Source organism: Salinarimonas rosea DSM 21201 (assembly GCF_000429045.1).
GTDB classification, from domain to species: domain Bacteria; phylum Pseudomonadota; class Alphaproteobacteria; order Rhizobiales; family Beijerinckiaceae; genus Salinarimonas; species Salinarimonas rosea.
Map to the genome: position 1 here is coordinate 324,928 of NZ_AUBC01000001.1, position 12,485 is coordinate 337,412.

Annotated in this window: 12 protein-coding genes; 5 read left to right on the top strand and 7 right to left on the bottom strand. The window is 74.1% G+C overall.

Features of this window, described 5'->3' with window-relative positions; all coding sequences use genetic code 11:
• The coding region (locus G407_RS0101575; protein ID WP_425337482.1) for an AzlD family protein at positions 1–344 on the top strand (344 nt) is incomplete at its 5' end.
• A gap of 3 nt (positions 345–347) precedes the next feature.
• Here G407_RS0101575 and G407_RS0101580 read toward each other — a convergent pair.
• The gene (locus tag G407_RS0101580) at positions 348–701 is read right to left on the bottom strand and encodes a RidA family protein (protein WP_029029400.1); all 354 of its coding nucleotides are present in this window, start codon (positions 699–701) and stop codon (positions 348–350) included.
• A 267-nt stretch (positions 702–968) separates the two neighbouring features.
• Positions 969–2,207 (bottom strand): MFS transporter, encoded by a 1,239-nt coding sequence (locus G407_RS0101585; protein WP_029029401.1) that lies wholly within the window; start codon positions 2,205–2,207, stop codon positions 969–971.
• Positions 2,208–2,434: 227 nt separating this feature from the next.
• Here G407_RS0101585 and G407_RS25110 point away from each other — a divergent pair, with 227 nt between their 5' ends.
• Positions 2,435–3,469: an SDR family NAD(P)-dependent oxidoreductase gene (locus tag G407_RS25110; protein WP_052340815.1), complete on the top strand. Its 1,035-nt coding sequence runs from the start codon at positions 2,435–2,437 to the stop codon at positions 3,467–3,469.
• 7 nt (positions 3,470–3,476) lie between these two features.
• Here G407_RS25110 and G407_RS0101595 read toward each other — a convergent pair whose 3' ends face one another.
• Together G407_RS0101595 and G407_RS0101600 are read right to left on the bottom strand one after the other, a co-directional pair.
• Positions 3,477–4,592, bottom strand: a complete 1,116-nt coding sequence (locus G407_RS0101595) for a polyamine ABC transporter substrate-binding protein (protein WP_052340816.1) — start codon at positions 4,590–4,592, stop codon at positions 3,477–3,479.
• A gap of 150 nt (positions 4,593–4,742) precedes the next feature.
• Positions 4,743–5,756, bottom strand: a complete 1,014-nt coding sequence (locus G407_RS0101600; RefSeq protein ID WP_029029403.1) for a polyprenyl synthetase family protein — start codon at positions 5,754–5,756, stop codon at positions 4,743–4,745.
• Between the two features lie 115 nt (positions 5,757–5,871).
• On the opposite strand from G407_RS0101600, the gene G407_RS0101605 reads away from it, so the two are divergent.
• The 3 genes from G407_RS0101605 to G407_RS25115 all read left to right on the top strand — a co-directional run bounded on the left by G407_RS0101605 (position 5,872) and on the right by G407_RS25115 (position 8,212).
• Complete coding sequence (locus G407_RS0101605; protein WP_029029404.1) at positions 5,872–6,099, top strand: putative signal transducing protein; 228 nt, start codon at positions 5,872–5,874, stop codon at positions 6,097–6,099.
• Entirely contained in the window at positions 6,089–6,832 is a 744-nt protein-coding gene (locus G407_RS0101610; protein WP_029029405.1) for a tRNA1(Val) (adenine(37)-N6)-methyltransferase, read from the top strand. The genes G407_RS0101605 and G407_RS0101610 overlap by 11 nt, the downstream gene beginning before the upstream one ends.
• A gap of 72 nt (positions 6,833–6,904) precedes the next feature.
• Positions 6,905–8,212 carry an Hsp70 family protein gene (locus tag G407_RS25115; protein ID WP_052340817.1) on the top strand — a complete coding sequence of 436 codons (1,308 nt, stop codon included), beginning with the start codon at positions 6,905–6,907 and terminating at the stop codon, positions 8,210–8,212.
• A gap of 67 nt (positions 8,213–8,279) precedes the next feature.
• Here the strand turns inward: G407_RS25115 and G407_RS0101620 are convergent, their stop codons facing one another.
• The 3 genes from G407_RS0101620 to G407_RS0101630 form a co-directional block, all read right to left on the bottom strand.
• Positions 8,280–9,512, bottom strand: coding sequence for a di-heme oxidoredictase family protein (locus tag G407_RS0101620; protein ID WP_052340818.1), 1,233 nt, complete (start codon positions 9,510–9,512; stop codon positions 8,280–8,282).
• A gap of 191 nt (positions 9,513–9,703) precedes the next feature.
• Positions 9,704–10,870 carry a cytochrome-c peroxidase gene (locus tag G407_RS0101625; RefSeq protein WP_245258995.1) on the bottom strand — a complete coding sequence of 389 codons (1,167 nt, stop codon included), beginning with the start codon at positions 10,868–10,870 and terminating at the stop codon, positions 9,704–9,706.
• Between the two features lie 254 nt (positions 10,871–11,124).
• Complete coding sequence (locus tag G407_RS0101630) at positions 11,125–12,420, bottom strand: imelysin family protein (protein WP_029029408.1); 1,296 nt, start codon at positions 12,418–12,420, stop codon at positions 11,125–11,127.
• Positions 12,421–12,485 lie beyond the last annotated feature (65 nt).

Genomic DNA, 12,485 nt, shown 5'->3' on the forward strand with positions numbered 1-12,485 from the left:
CCGCCGATCCGGGCGGAGGAGACGTGATGGCCGGCGTGCTCGACGTCGATCCCGCCACGCTCGCCACGATCCTCGGCATGGCGGCGGTCACCTATGCGACGCGGGTCGCGGGGCTCGCGTTCGCGGGGCGACTCGCGCTGCACGGGCGGGCGAAGGCTGCCTTCGACGCGATCCCGCCGGCGGTCCTCACCGCGGTGATCGCGCCGGCGGTTCTGCTGTCCGGCTGGCCGGACGCGATCGCCGGCGCGCTCGTCGCCCTCGCGGCGATCCGGCTGCCGCTCGTCGCCTGCGTCGCCGTGGGGGTCGGCGCCGTCGTCGCGCTGCGTGCGCTCGCCGGCGCCTGAGGCTCAGCGGGCCGCGATCACCGCGATCTCGACCTTGAGCGGCGGCGCGGCGAGCTTCGCCTCGACGGTGGCGCGGGCGGGCGCGCAGCCCGGCGCGAGCCAGGCGTCCCAGACGCCGTTCATCTCGGCGAAGGTGGCGATGTCGGTGAGCCAGATCGAGGCGGAGAGCAGCTTCGTCTTGTCGGTGCCGGCCTCGGCGAGCAGCGCGTCGATGAGCCCCAGGATCTCCCGGGTCTGGTCGGCGACCGAGCCGCCGGCGGTCTCCTTGGCGACCTGGCCCGCGGTGTAGACGGTGTCGCCGTGCACGACGGCCATGGACATGCGCGGGCCGGGCTTGATGCGGGTGATCTCGGTCATGGGGACGTCCTCTGTTGTGGGACGCCCCTCATGGCCGAGCGGCGCGCGCTCGGCAAGGGGCCGCGGGGAGGGCTCACCGCTGTCACCCCGGGTCGCGAAGCGGGCCCGGGGCCCAGAACCACAGGTGTGTCGCTCGGCGTGCGCGGCAGCGCGCGCGTCCACGAACGCTGCCGTCGGCCGTTCCCGCCGCGGCGCTGGCGCGCCGCTCCACGAACACCTGTGGTTCTGGGTCCCGGACTTGCTTCGCAATCCGGGATGACGGTCCGGTCACCCCGGCTGCGGGGCGAGGCGGGGGACCGGCTTCTCGACGATGGGGAGGTTGATCAGCGCCGAGGCGAGGCCGAGCGCCACCGAGAACCACCAGACGATCGCGTAGCCGCCGGTCGCCTCGTAGAGCACGCCACCGAGCAGCACGCCGAAGAAGCCGCCGAGCTGGTGCGAGAAGAAGGCGAAGCCGTAGAGCATCGCCATGTAGCGCGTGCCGAACATCACCATCACCAGGGCCGAGGTCGGCGGCACGGTCGAGAGCCACAGGAGGCCGATGGTGATGCCGAACAGGATTGCCGAGGTCGCCGAGGCCGGCGCCAGCACGAAGGCGGCGATGGCGATCGCCCGGCCGAGGTAGATCCAGGCCAGCAGGTAGCGCTTGGGCATGCGCGTCGAGAGCCAGCCCGCCCCCAGCGAGCCGACCGCGTTGGCGAGCCCGATCACGGCGAGCGTCCAGCCGCCCACCGCGGCCGAGAGGCCGGCGTCCTTCAGGTAGGCCGGCAGGTGGGCGGTGATGAAGGCGAGCTGGAAGCCGCAGGTGAAGAAGCCGGTGACGAGGAGCACGTAGGAGCGGTGCCGGAAGGCCTCCGCCAGCGCCTGCGCGATCGACTGGCTCGGGCCCGCGTCCGCCTTGGCGCCGCCCCCGGTGCCGCGGGTCGCGAGCATCAGCGAGAGCGGCAGGACGACGAGCATGATCGCCGAGAACCAGAGCAGCGCATCCTGCCAGCCGACCGCGTTGATCAGCGCGTTGCCGATCGGCGGGAACAGGAACTGGCCGAAGGACCCCGCCGCCACGCCCATGCCGAAGGCCATCGGCCGCCATTCCTCCGGCAGGAGCTTGCCGAAGGCGCCGAGCACCAGGTTGAACGAGGCGCCGGCGAGCCCGATGCCGATCAGCAGGCCTGCGCCCACGTGCAGCATCAGGGGCGTCGCCGCCCAGGCCATGACGACGAGGCCGAGCGCGTAGAGCAGCGCGCCGACGATCAGGACGCGTACCGTGCCGAAGCGGTCGGCGACCGCCCCGGCGAAGGGCTGGCCGATGCCCCAGACCAGGTTCTGGATGGCGATGGCGAGACCGAACGTGTCCCGGCCCCAGCCGTAATCCGTCGTCATCGGCACCTGGAACAGGCCGGCGGAGGCGCGCGGCCCGAAGGTGACGAGCGCGATCAGGCAGCCGGCGGCGATGACGATCTCGGGAGCGACGCGCGAGGGGCGCGGCGCAGCGGTGGGGGAGGGCATCGGGTCGGGGCTCCGTCGAAAGCGTGCGGCGGCACTGCGTCGTCCCTGCAGCATAGCTGGCGGACGACGTCGGGGAAGCGAATTGGCTGCATGGGCCCCATCACGCATCGTGATGCCTGCACCCTTCCGGAACGCGCCGCGCCGGCGCGGAACCGGCATGCGACGGCGCCCGTTGCCCGCGCGTCCTCACGAACCACCCGACGCGCGCACGCCGGAGGAGCCCCCCGATGACCCCACGCCTGAAGCCGCTCGCGCATCAGATCGTCGTCGTCACCGGCGCCGCCGGCGGCGTGGGCCGCGCCGTCGCCCGCGAGGCCGCGTCAGCCGGCGCGCGCCTCGTCCTCGTCGGCGGGGACGGCGCGGCGCTGACGCGGGTCGCCGGCGAGCTCGCCGCCGGCGGCGCGCGCGCGGTGATCGTCGAGGCCGACGCGTCCGAGCCGGACGACGCCCGCCGCGTCGCGCAGGTGGCCGACGCCACGTACGGCGGCTTCGACACCTGGGTCGCGACCGCGCCGACGGCGCTCGCGGGCGCCGCGCTCGCGACCGGGCCGGCAGAGCAGCGGCGCATCTTCGACCGGGTCTACTGGAGCGCCGCCCACGGCGCGATCGAGGCCGCGCGCCATCTGCGCCGGCGCGGTGGCGCCATCGTCGTGGTCGGCGGCGGCGTGGCCGAGCGTGCGCTCGCGGAGACGGCGCCCTACGCGGCCGCCCGCGGCGCGATCGCCGCCTTCGTCGGGGGCCTCCGCCGGGAGCTCGCCGCGGAGCGCGCGCCGGTGTCGGTGACGCTGGTGCGCCCGAGCGCCGTCGACGGCCCCGGGGACGCCGCACGCCTCGACGACGCGATCTCGGCCTACGACCCGGCGCTCGTCGCCCGCGCGGCGCTGTTCGCGGCCGAGCACCCGCGCCGCACCCTCGTCGTCGGTGCCGGCGGCCACGCCGCCGACCTGGTGGACAGGATCGCGCCGGGGCTCGGCGGCGGGCTCGCACGGCGCATGGCGCGCGCGGTGCCGCACCGCGACACCAGCCTCGCCCTCGAGGCGCAGCTCCACCCGGGCGCCGCGGCGGCGATCGCGCTCGGCACGGGGCTGATCGTCGCCGGGCTCGCCTGGGCGCTCGCCCGGGTCGGAGAGGGCGCGGCCCCCGGCGAGGCCGGGCCGGTCGACCGCCGCTGGCAGGCCTGGCGCGCCGCCCGCCCGATGCGTGCCGAGCGCGCCGCCGCCCATCCGATGAGCCGCCCCCGGCCGCCGATCACCCGGCACTGAGGGAGGCTCAGCGCCCGGTCTTCACCCGCGTCCAGGCGCGGGTTACGAAGCGCTGGGCGCGCGGGTCGTAGGCCGTGTTGATGAACAGGTTCTCGATCGTCGAGTCGCTCGGGTAGATGCCCGGGTCCCCGAGCACCTCCGGATCGACGAACGCCTTCGCCGCGAGGTTGCCCGAGGCGTAGGCGACGTAGTTCACGTTCCGCGCGGCGACCTCGGGGCGCATCATGTAGTCGATGAAGGCGTGCGCCTCCTCGATGTTGGGCGCGTCCGCCGGGATCGAGAACGAGTCGAACCACAAGAGCGCGCCCTCGTCGGGCACGATATAGGCGATCTCGACGCCGTTGCCGGCCTCCTCGGCCCGCGCCTTCGCCTGGAGCACGTCGCCGGAATAGCCCACGGCCACGCAGATGTCGCCGTTGGCCAGCGCGTTGATGTACTCCGAGGAGTGGAACTTCTGCACGTTCTCGGCCATCGCCGCGAGCAGGTCCGCGCCCTTCTGGAGATCGTCCTGATCCTTGGAATCCGGATCGAGGCCCAGGTAGTTCAGCGCGGTGGGAAAGAGGTCCTCCGGCGCGTCGAGGACATGGATGCCGCAATCCTGGAGCTTCGCGGCGACCTCGGGATCGAACACGAGATCCCAGGTCTCCAGGTTCGCGTCCGGCCCGAGCCGCTCCCGCACCGCCTCGACGTCGATGCCGATGCCGGTCGTGCCCCACATGTAGTTCACGGCGTGCGCGTTGCCGGGATCGTAGACCGCGAGCCGGTCGGCGATCTGCGGCCAGGCGTGCTCGAGGTTCGGGATCCGCGTCTTGTCGAGGGGCGCGAACACGCCGGCCTGGATCAGGCGCTGCGTGAACGGGCCCGACGGCACCACGATGTCGTAGCCCGAGCGGCCGGCGAGCAGCTTCGTCTCGACGATCTCGTTGTTGTCGTAGGTGTCGTAGACCACCCGGATGCCGGTCTCTTCGGTGAAGTCCGCGAGCACCTGCGGGTCGACGTAGTCCGACCAGTTGTAGACGTTGACGACGCGCTCCTGCGCATGCGCGGCGCCTGCTGCGAGCGCCAGCGCGGACACGGACGCGAGCGCGAACAGCGCCCGGCGGGTGGGGAGGAATCGACCCATCGCGTGCGGTCTCCCGGTGTTTGCGTGTACGGCCTGGGGAAAAGCGCGGCGGCGCCGACGCGCGCGCAAATTAGGGGAGCGGGGGGTGGGGTGCAAGGGGCACTCGAAGGGGCACTCGGAGGGGCACCCGAACAGGCCCGCAGGGGGCGCTCAGTACGCCCGCGCGATGCAGAACGCGACCGCCTCGACGAGGGCGTGCTTCATCGGCCCGTCCGGGTGGACGTCGAGGGCGGCGACCGCGCGGCGGCCGTGGTCGCGGGCGCGGGCGATGGTGTCCTCGAGCGCCTTCGTGCGGCGCATGATGGCGAGCGCCTCCTCGAGGTCGCCCTCCCCGATCTCGCCGCGCTCCAGCGTGCGGCGGAAGAAGGCGCGGTCGGCGTCGGTCCCGCGCCGGAGCGAGAGCACCACGGGAAGCGTGATCTTGCCCTCGCGGAAGTCGTCGCCGACGTTCTTGCCGAGCGCGGCGGCGGCGCCGCCGTAGTCGAGCGCGTCGTCGACGAGCTGGAAGGCGACGCCGAGCGCCATGCCGTAGGCGCGCGCGGCCCGCGCCTCCGCCTCCGGCCGCCCGGCGATCACGGGCCCGACCTCGCAGGCGGCGCCGAACAGCTCGGCCGTCTTCGCCTCGATGATGCGCAGGTAGGCGTCCTCGCCGGTCTCGATGTTCTTGGCCGCGGCGAGCTGCATCACCTCGCCCTCGGCGATGATGGCGGCCGCGTCCGAGAGGATCTGCAGCGCCCGCAGCGAGCCGACCTCGACCATCATCCGGAAGGCCTGGCCGAGCAGGAAGTCGCCGACGAGCACGCTCGCCTCGTTGCCCCACTTGATCCGCGCCGCCGGCTTGCCGCGGCGCATGTCGCTCTCGTCGACGACGTCGTCGTGGAGCAGCGTCGCCGTGTGCATGAACTCGACGGAGGCGGCGAGCTTGACGTGGCCGTCGCCCTCGTAGCCCGAGAGGATGCCGGTGGCGAGCGTCAGCATCGGCCGCAGCCGCTTGCCGCCCGACGAGATCAGGTGGTTCGCGACCTCCGGGATCATCGTCACGTCCGAGCCCGTGCGCGACAGGATCATCTCGTTGACGCGGCCCATGTCCGCGGCGACGAGCGTGACCAGGGATTCGATCCCCGGCTCGGCCCGGTTCTCCTCGAAGGGAAGGACGACTCCCACGCGCGCGACCTCGTCTCTAGCGTCCCGCGACCCGGCCGCGGCTTTACGGCAAGGTCGCACGGGCTATGCTGTGGCGCAACGCGCAGGGTTGACGCAAGAGGGAAACGGGCCGGCGATGGTCGAATTGATCCGGACGAACGACGTCGTGACGCTCGGCTACGCCGAATCGCTGCTGCGTGACGCCGGCTACAACATCTTCGTGGCCGACGGGCACACCAGCGTGATGGAGGGCTCGATCGGCATCATCCAGCGCCGCATCCTCGTCGTCGACGACGAGGCGGACGGCGCGCGCCGCTTCCTGCGCGAGGCCGGGCTCGGCGCCGAGCTGCGCGATGGCGCCTGAGCCGCCGGAGGACGCCACCCGCGACACGCTGCTCGACGGCCGGGTCGTGCTGTGGCAGCGCAGACGGGGGCACCGCGCGGGGACCGACGCCGTGCTGCTCGCCGCCGCCGCCGCGCCGCGCCCCGGCGAGGTCGTCGTCGACGTCGGCGCGGGGACCGGCGCGGTGGGGCTGATGGCCGCGTCGCAGGTGCCCGAGGTGCGCATCGTCCTGATCGAGCGCGATCCGGTGCTCGCCGCGCTCGCCGTGCGCAATCTCGCGGAGAACGCGATGAGCGGCCGCGGCATGTCGGTCTGCGCGGACGTGCTCGCCGGCCCGCCGATGGCGCCGGGCGGCGCCGACGTGGTGGCGACGAACCCGCCTTTTCTCGAGCAGGGGGATGCGCCCGCGTCGCCGAACCCGGCGCGGGCCGCCGCCCACGTGCTCGACGCCGGCGGCCTCGCCGCCTGGATCGACGCCTGCGCCCGCCTGCTGCGCCGGCGCGGCCGGCTCGTGCTGATCCAGCGTGCGGACAAGCTCCCCGCCTGCCTCGCGGCGCTGGCACCGCGCTTCGGCGCGATCCGCGTCACCCCGGTCCATCCCCGCGCCGATGCGGATGCGACGCGCGTGGTGATCACCGCGATCAAGGACGCGCGCACGCCGGCGAGCCTCGCCCCGCCCTTCGTGCTGCACGGGCCGGACGGGCGCTTCACCGAGCGGGCGGAGCGGGCGCATCGCGAAGGGACGTGGGAGTAGCGGCGCTTTCCGCTTGCCACCGGCCGCGATCGACCCTAGACCGCCCCGCTCCCGAAGCCCCGGAGCCGCCCCATGGTCGAGCGCGTCGCGATCGGCGTCGATTTCGGCACGACGAACACGGTCGTCGCCCTGGCGCGGGACGGCGAGCCCGTGCGTGCGCTGCCCTTCGACCAGCCCGAGGGGCTGTCCGACATCTATCGCTCCGTCCTCGCCTTCGAGAAGGTGACGGCCGGCGGGGCGCCGACCGTGGTCTCGCACGCGGCGGGCTCCGCGATCCGGGCCTTCCTGACCAGCGCCTTCGAGCTGCGCTTCATCCAGTCGTTCAAGAGCCACGTCGCGAGCCGGATCTTCCACGACACCCGCATCTTCACGCGGAGGTACCGCTTCGAGGACCTGCTCGGCGAGTTCCTGCGGCTCGCGATCGAGGATGCCGGCGGTGCGCTCGACGCGCCGCCGGGCCGGGTCGTCGCCGGCCGGCCCGTGGCCTTCGTCGGGGCGCAGCCCGACGAGGCGCTGGCGATCCGCCGCTACGCCGCGGGCTACCGCCAGGCCGGCCTTCCCGAGCCGTCCTACGTCTACGAGCCCGTCGGCGCCGCGTTCTGGTACGCGCGGCGCCTGGAGCGCGACGCGACCGTCCTCGTCGGGGATTTCGGCGGCGGCACCAGCGACTTCTCGCTGATCCGCTTCGAGCGCCGGGCGGGCGTCGTGCGGGCGACGCCGATCGGCCATGCCGGCCTCGGCCTCGCCGGCGACGCCTTCGACTACCGCATCATCGACGCGGTGATCTCGCCCGCGCTCGGCAAGGGCGGGCGCTACCGCTCGATGGACAAGATCCTGCCGATGCCGGTGCATTTCTACGGCAGCTTCGCCAAGTGGCACCAGCTGGCGCTGCTCAAGTCCCGCGAGACGATCGCCGAGCTCGAGGAGATCGAGCGCGCGTCGCTGGAGCCCGAGAAGATCCGGGCGTTCCTGGAGATCATCCGCAACGATTGGGGGTTTTCCCTCTACCGGGCGGTGACCGACGCCAAGGTGGCGCTCTCCTCCGCCGAGGAGGTGCCCTTCCGGCTGCGGCTCGGCTCGCTCGCCATCGACCGCACCCTGACGCGGGCGCAGTTCGAGGGCTGGATCGCCGACGACCTCGCGCGCATCGAGGCGACGGTCGACGGCCTGCTGGCGGAGAGGAACCTCGCGCCCGCCGACGTCGACACGGTGTTCCTCACCGGCGGCACCGCCTTCATCCCCGCCGTGCGCGCGCTGTTCGAGCGCCGCTTCGGCGCCGAGCGCATCGGCGACGGCGACAATTTCCAGTCCGTGGCCTACGGGCTCGCGCTGGTGGGGCTCGAGGCGGAGATGGGGCCGTGGCTGGCGCGGGGGGCGTGACGCGCGGGCCTCCGCGCCACGCGGACCGGCCGCCTCGGCGGATCTCCGGCACGTGCCACGACCGTTCTCACAGCCCCTCGACGAACCGCAGCAGCCGCGCGCGCTCCCCCGCCGCCAGCCTGTCGAACGCCGTGCGGGCGCCGGCGGCCTCGCCGCCGTGGGCGGCGATCGCCTCGGCCACGGTGGCGGCGCGGCCGTCGTGGAGGAGGCCCGCGCCGTCGGCGAGGGCGCGCGAGAGGCCCCAGAGCGGGGCGGTGCGCCATTCGCCGGGGGCGATGCCGGGCTCGGTGGCGCCGCCGTCGAGGCCCGGGCCGAGATCGTGGACGAGGAGGTTCGTGTAGGCGCGCACCTCTCCGTCGGGGGACGCGAGCGCCGGCGCGTGGCAGGCGGCGCAGCCGGTCTCGGCGAAGAGCCGGGCGCCCGCCGCGTCCGGTGCCGGCTCCGGCGGGGGCGGGACGGCGGCGAGGTAGGCGGCGACGAGCCCGACGATCTCGTCCACGATCTCGGGCGTCCCGCCGTGGGGCGCCGCGCGGCAGGTGGGGCAGTCGCCCTCCGCCGCCGGTCGGTGCGTCGTCGACATGCCGAGATCGGCGGCGAAGGCGATCGCCGTCATCTCGGCGAGGTCGCGCGCCTGCGCCTTGTGGCCGAAGCGCCCGACGAAGCGCCCGGAGATGCCGTCGCCGTCGCGGTCCTCCGGGTCCGCCGCGGCGGCGAGGACGGCGTCGGGCACCGCCTCGAGCCGGCCGAGCCCGCGCAGGGCGGGCGCGATCCGCGCACCCGTGCGGGTCGTCGCGGCGAGCGCACCCCGGGCGAGCCCGTGCGGCGCGTAGCCTCCCGGCGTACGCCGCAGGAGCCCGTCGGGCGCGAAGCCCGGAACGGCGGCGGTCTGGATCTGCGTGCCGTAGACCGGGTCCGGCCGCCCGGCCGCATCGGAGAGGCGCAGCACCAGCGTCTCGCTCGTCACCACGCCGTCGGCACCGACCCGCGTCGGCGCCCGGACGAGGCCGACGTGGCAGGAGACGCAGGCGCGCGCGTTGAACAGCGGCCCGAGCCCGTCGTTCGCCCTGGTCGAGGAGGGCGCGGGCACCCAGGCCCGCTCGAACAGCGCCTCGCCGAGCACGCGGGACATGCGGTCGTCGGCGTGGGCCGATGGCACCAGCACGCACGCGGCGAGCGCCGCGGCCAGCGCCAGGCGCGGGCCACCCCTCTCCCGGATGGGAGAGGGGCCGGGGGTGAGGGCGTACGGTCGACCGGCGGGATCGTCGCAGGCGTGGCGCAGGCCGTATCGATCGGTGAGCATCGGCCACTCCCGCCGGGGCGCACGGCCGCCGGTCTCGCATCATCGCCGATGACCGCCGGGAGTGGTTCGGCATGCTCGGCATCGTAGCGCCGCGGCGTTCGCGCAGGCTTTCCAGCCGTATTCCCTCACCCCCGGCCCCTCTCCCTTCCGGGAGAGGGGAGCGCGTCGGCGGCTTGGTCGGGCACGGCCGCCTAGTCATCCAGCAGATGCTCGTAGCGGTCATCGGTCAGCGTCTCGAGGAAGGCGACGAGGGCGTCGATGCGCTGGTCGTCGAGCGCCGGCCCGTGCTCCAGATCCTCGAGCGCGAGCGTGCCGGGGTGCGGCGGCGGGCCGAAGGGCGCGCCGGTCTCGGGGTTGATGCGCCGGCGCTCCGAGCGGGTGTTGTAGGTGTTGTAGAAGAGGATCACCGTGCGCAGATCGGCGAACACGCCATTGTGCATGTAGGGGCCGGTGACGGCGACGTTCCGGAGCGTCGGCGTGCGGAAGCGCCCGGCCTGGGCGGGGTCACCCGCCGCGGCCGGGTTCTCGCCGAGGCCCGCGTCCGGCGCGAGGTCGGGATGCGCCGGGGTGCCGATGTTGTGGTAGCGGTGGTCGGTGAAGGTCTCGCGCCGGTCGCCGAGCCCGCCGTCCCCGAGGTGGCATAGCGCGCAGTTGGTGAACTGCTGCGAGAAGAACAGCACCCGGCCGAGCTCTTCCAGGTCGTCGAGCGCCACCTCGCCGGCGAGCCAGCGGTCGTAGCGCGAGGAGTAGGGCGCGAAGGTCTCGCTGCGCTCGAAGGCGGCGATCGCCTGGCCGATCACGCCGAAGCCGCGCTGCGGGTCGTCCAGGACGCCCGGCGCGAAATGCGCGTCGAAGGCCGCCGCGTAGGCCGGGTCGGCGCGGACGGCGGCGACGACCGCGGCCTCGTCCGCCATCTGCATCTCGGCCGCGTCGAGCATCGGCCCGCCCGCCTGGGCGGCGAGGTCGGCGGCGCGCCCGTCGTGGAACAGGCCGCCGCGAAAGCCCTCCGCATCGCGGTGGAAGGCGGGGACCTCCGAGGCGTAGGTCAGGGTCGGGGCGTTGCGCCGCCCCATCGACACGTCGTCGGCCCCGAGCGACACGGCTCCCCCGAGCGCCCCGTCGCGTGGGTCGGCGAAGCCGGCGGCGGGGTCGTGGCAGCCGGCGCAGGACTGCGTGCCGCTGGCCGAGAGGCGCGGATCGAAGAACAGCGCCTCGCCGAGCGCGGCGGGGGAGGGGTAGGCGGGGGGCGGCTCGGCCGGCGCGCCCGAGCCCCTTGCCGACGCCGGGACGCTCCCGGCCGCGAGGGCGACCAGGAGCGCGAGCAATGGGTTACGCCGGCGCGACATCGCGTGCGACATGGTCCTCCTCGGTCTCTCTCCCGCCCCCGGCTCGACGCGCCCCGTTTCGGCTGTCGCCGAAGCGCGCCGTGCGGCGCACCCCCTCCGTCTCGTCGCCTTCGGCGCCGATCCACCTCCCCCGATAGGGGAGGAGCGCGTCCCGCCCCGTTGGGGCGGGGACGATCAGCGAAGCGGATCCGGGGCGGGGTCCACCGGCTCGACGTCGGCGATGTGTTCGGCTTCGCCGGCGCCACCTCCCCGGCGGGCGAGGAGCCTCACTGCACCAGCGTCGGGTCGTCCAGGCTGTCGGAGCCCTCCACGGTGATGGTCAGCCCGAGGTCGGCGACCAGCGTCTCGAGGGCGCGGGCCTGGGAGACGAGACCCTCGACGCCGGCCTGGAGCACCGCATTGCCCTCGGTGTTGCCGAGCGCGAGCATCTGGTCGTAGGCCTCGATGCCGTCGTCCGCGCGCTGCTTCATCACGGCGAGGCGGGCGTGCGCCTCCTCCATCGCCGCGGAGACCGCCTGCGCGGCCTCGGGCGCCTGGGCCTGCGCGTAGTCGGCCAGCCCCGGGCCTTCGACGATGCTGCCGTCGGTGCGCTCGTAGCGCCCGCCGTAGAGCGCCTGCATGCCGACCTGGTTGTAGTAATGGGAGTTGTGGGTGTTGTCGGAGAAGCAGTCGTGCTCCTCCTCGGGGTCGTGCAGCAGCAGGCCGAGCTTCATGCGCTCGCCGGCGAGCTCGCCGTAGGAGAGCGAGCCCAGCCCCGTGAGGATGGTGGCGAGCCCGCCCTCGGCGCCCTTGCCCGCGATGTCGGCCCGCGCCGCGCCGCCGTCCTCCCACGCCGCGACCATCTCCTCGAGGTCGGAGACGAGGAGGTCGGTGGCCGCGACGAGGTAGTCGCGCCGGCGCTCGCAATTCGCGCTGGTGCAGCCCTCGCCGAGCGCGAAGTCGCTCGCCGGGCGCGCGCCGGCGCCCGCGTCGGTGCCGTTCAGGTCCTGGCCCCAGAGCAGGAACTCGATGGCGTGGTAGCCGGTGGAGACGTTTGCCTCGACCCCGTCCGCCTCGTGGAGCGCCTGCAGCAGGGCGGCGTCGATGGTCGAGGCGTCGATCGTCTCGCGGCCGACCCGGATCGTCTCGTTGGCGACGACGTTCGCCGTGTAGAGCGGGTTCTCGTCCGACTCCTCGCCGTAGCTGTCGCTCGCGACGTAGTCGATCAGCCCCTCGTCGAGCGGCCAGGCGTTGACCTTGCCCTCCCAGTCGTCGACGACCGCGTTGCCGAAGCGCAGCCCTTCCGTCTGCTGGTAGGGCACGCGCGCGGCGCGCCAGGCCTCGCGCGCGGCCGCGAGCGTCTCGTCGCTCGGGTTTTCGAGCAGCGCATCGACGGCGCCGCGCAGGTCGCGGGCGGCGGCGAGCGAATCCGCGTACATGGCGTGCGCGATGTCGGCATAGGTCTCGACCACCGCCTCGGCGGTCGGCGCAGCCGGAACGGGCGTGATCGCCAGGGCGGGCGCCGTGGCGAGGAGGCCGGCGAGGGCGGTCGCGGCGAGGAGCGCGCGCGGCGAACGGGTCATGGGGATCTCTCCGGGCTTGCAGTCCAGTTTGGAACGCTTCCAAAAACCGAGTGTTTTCAGGCATT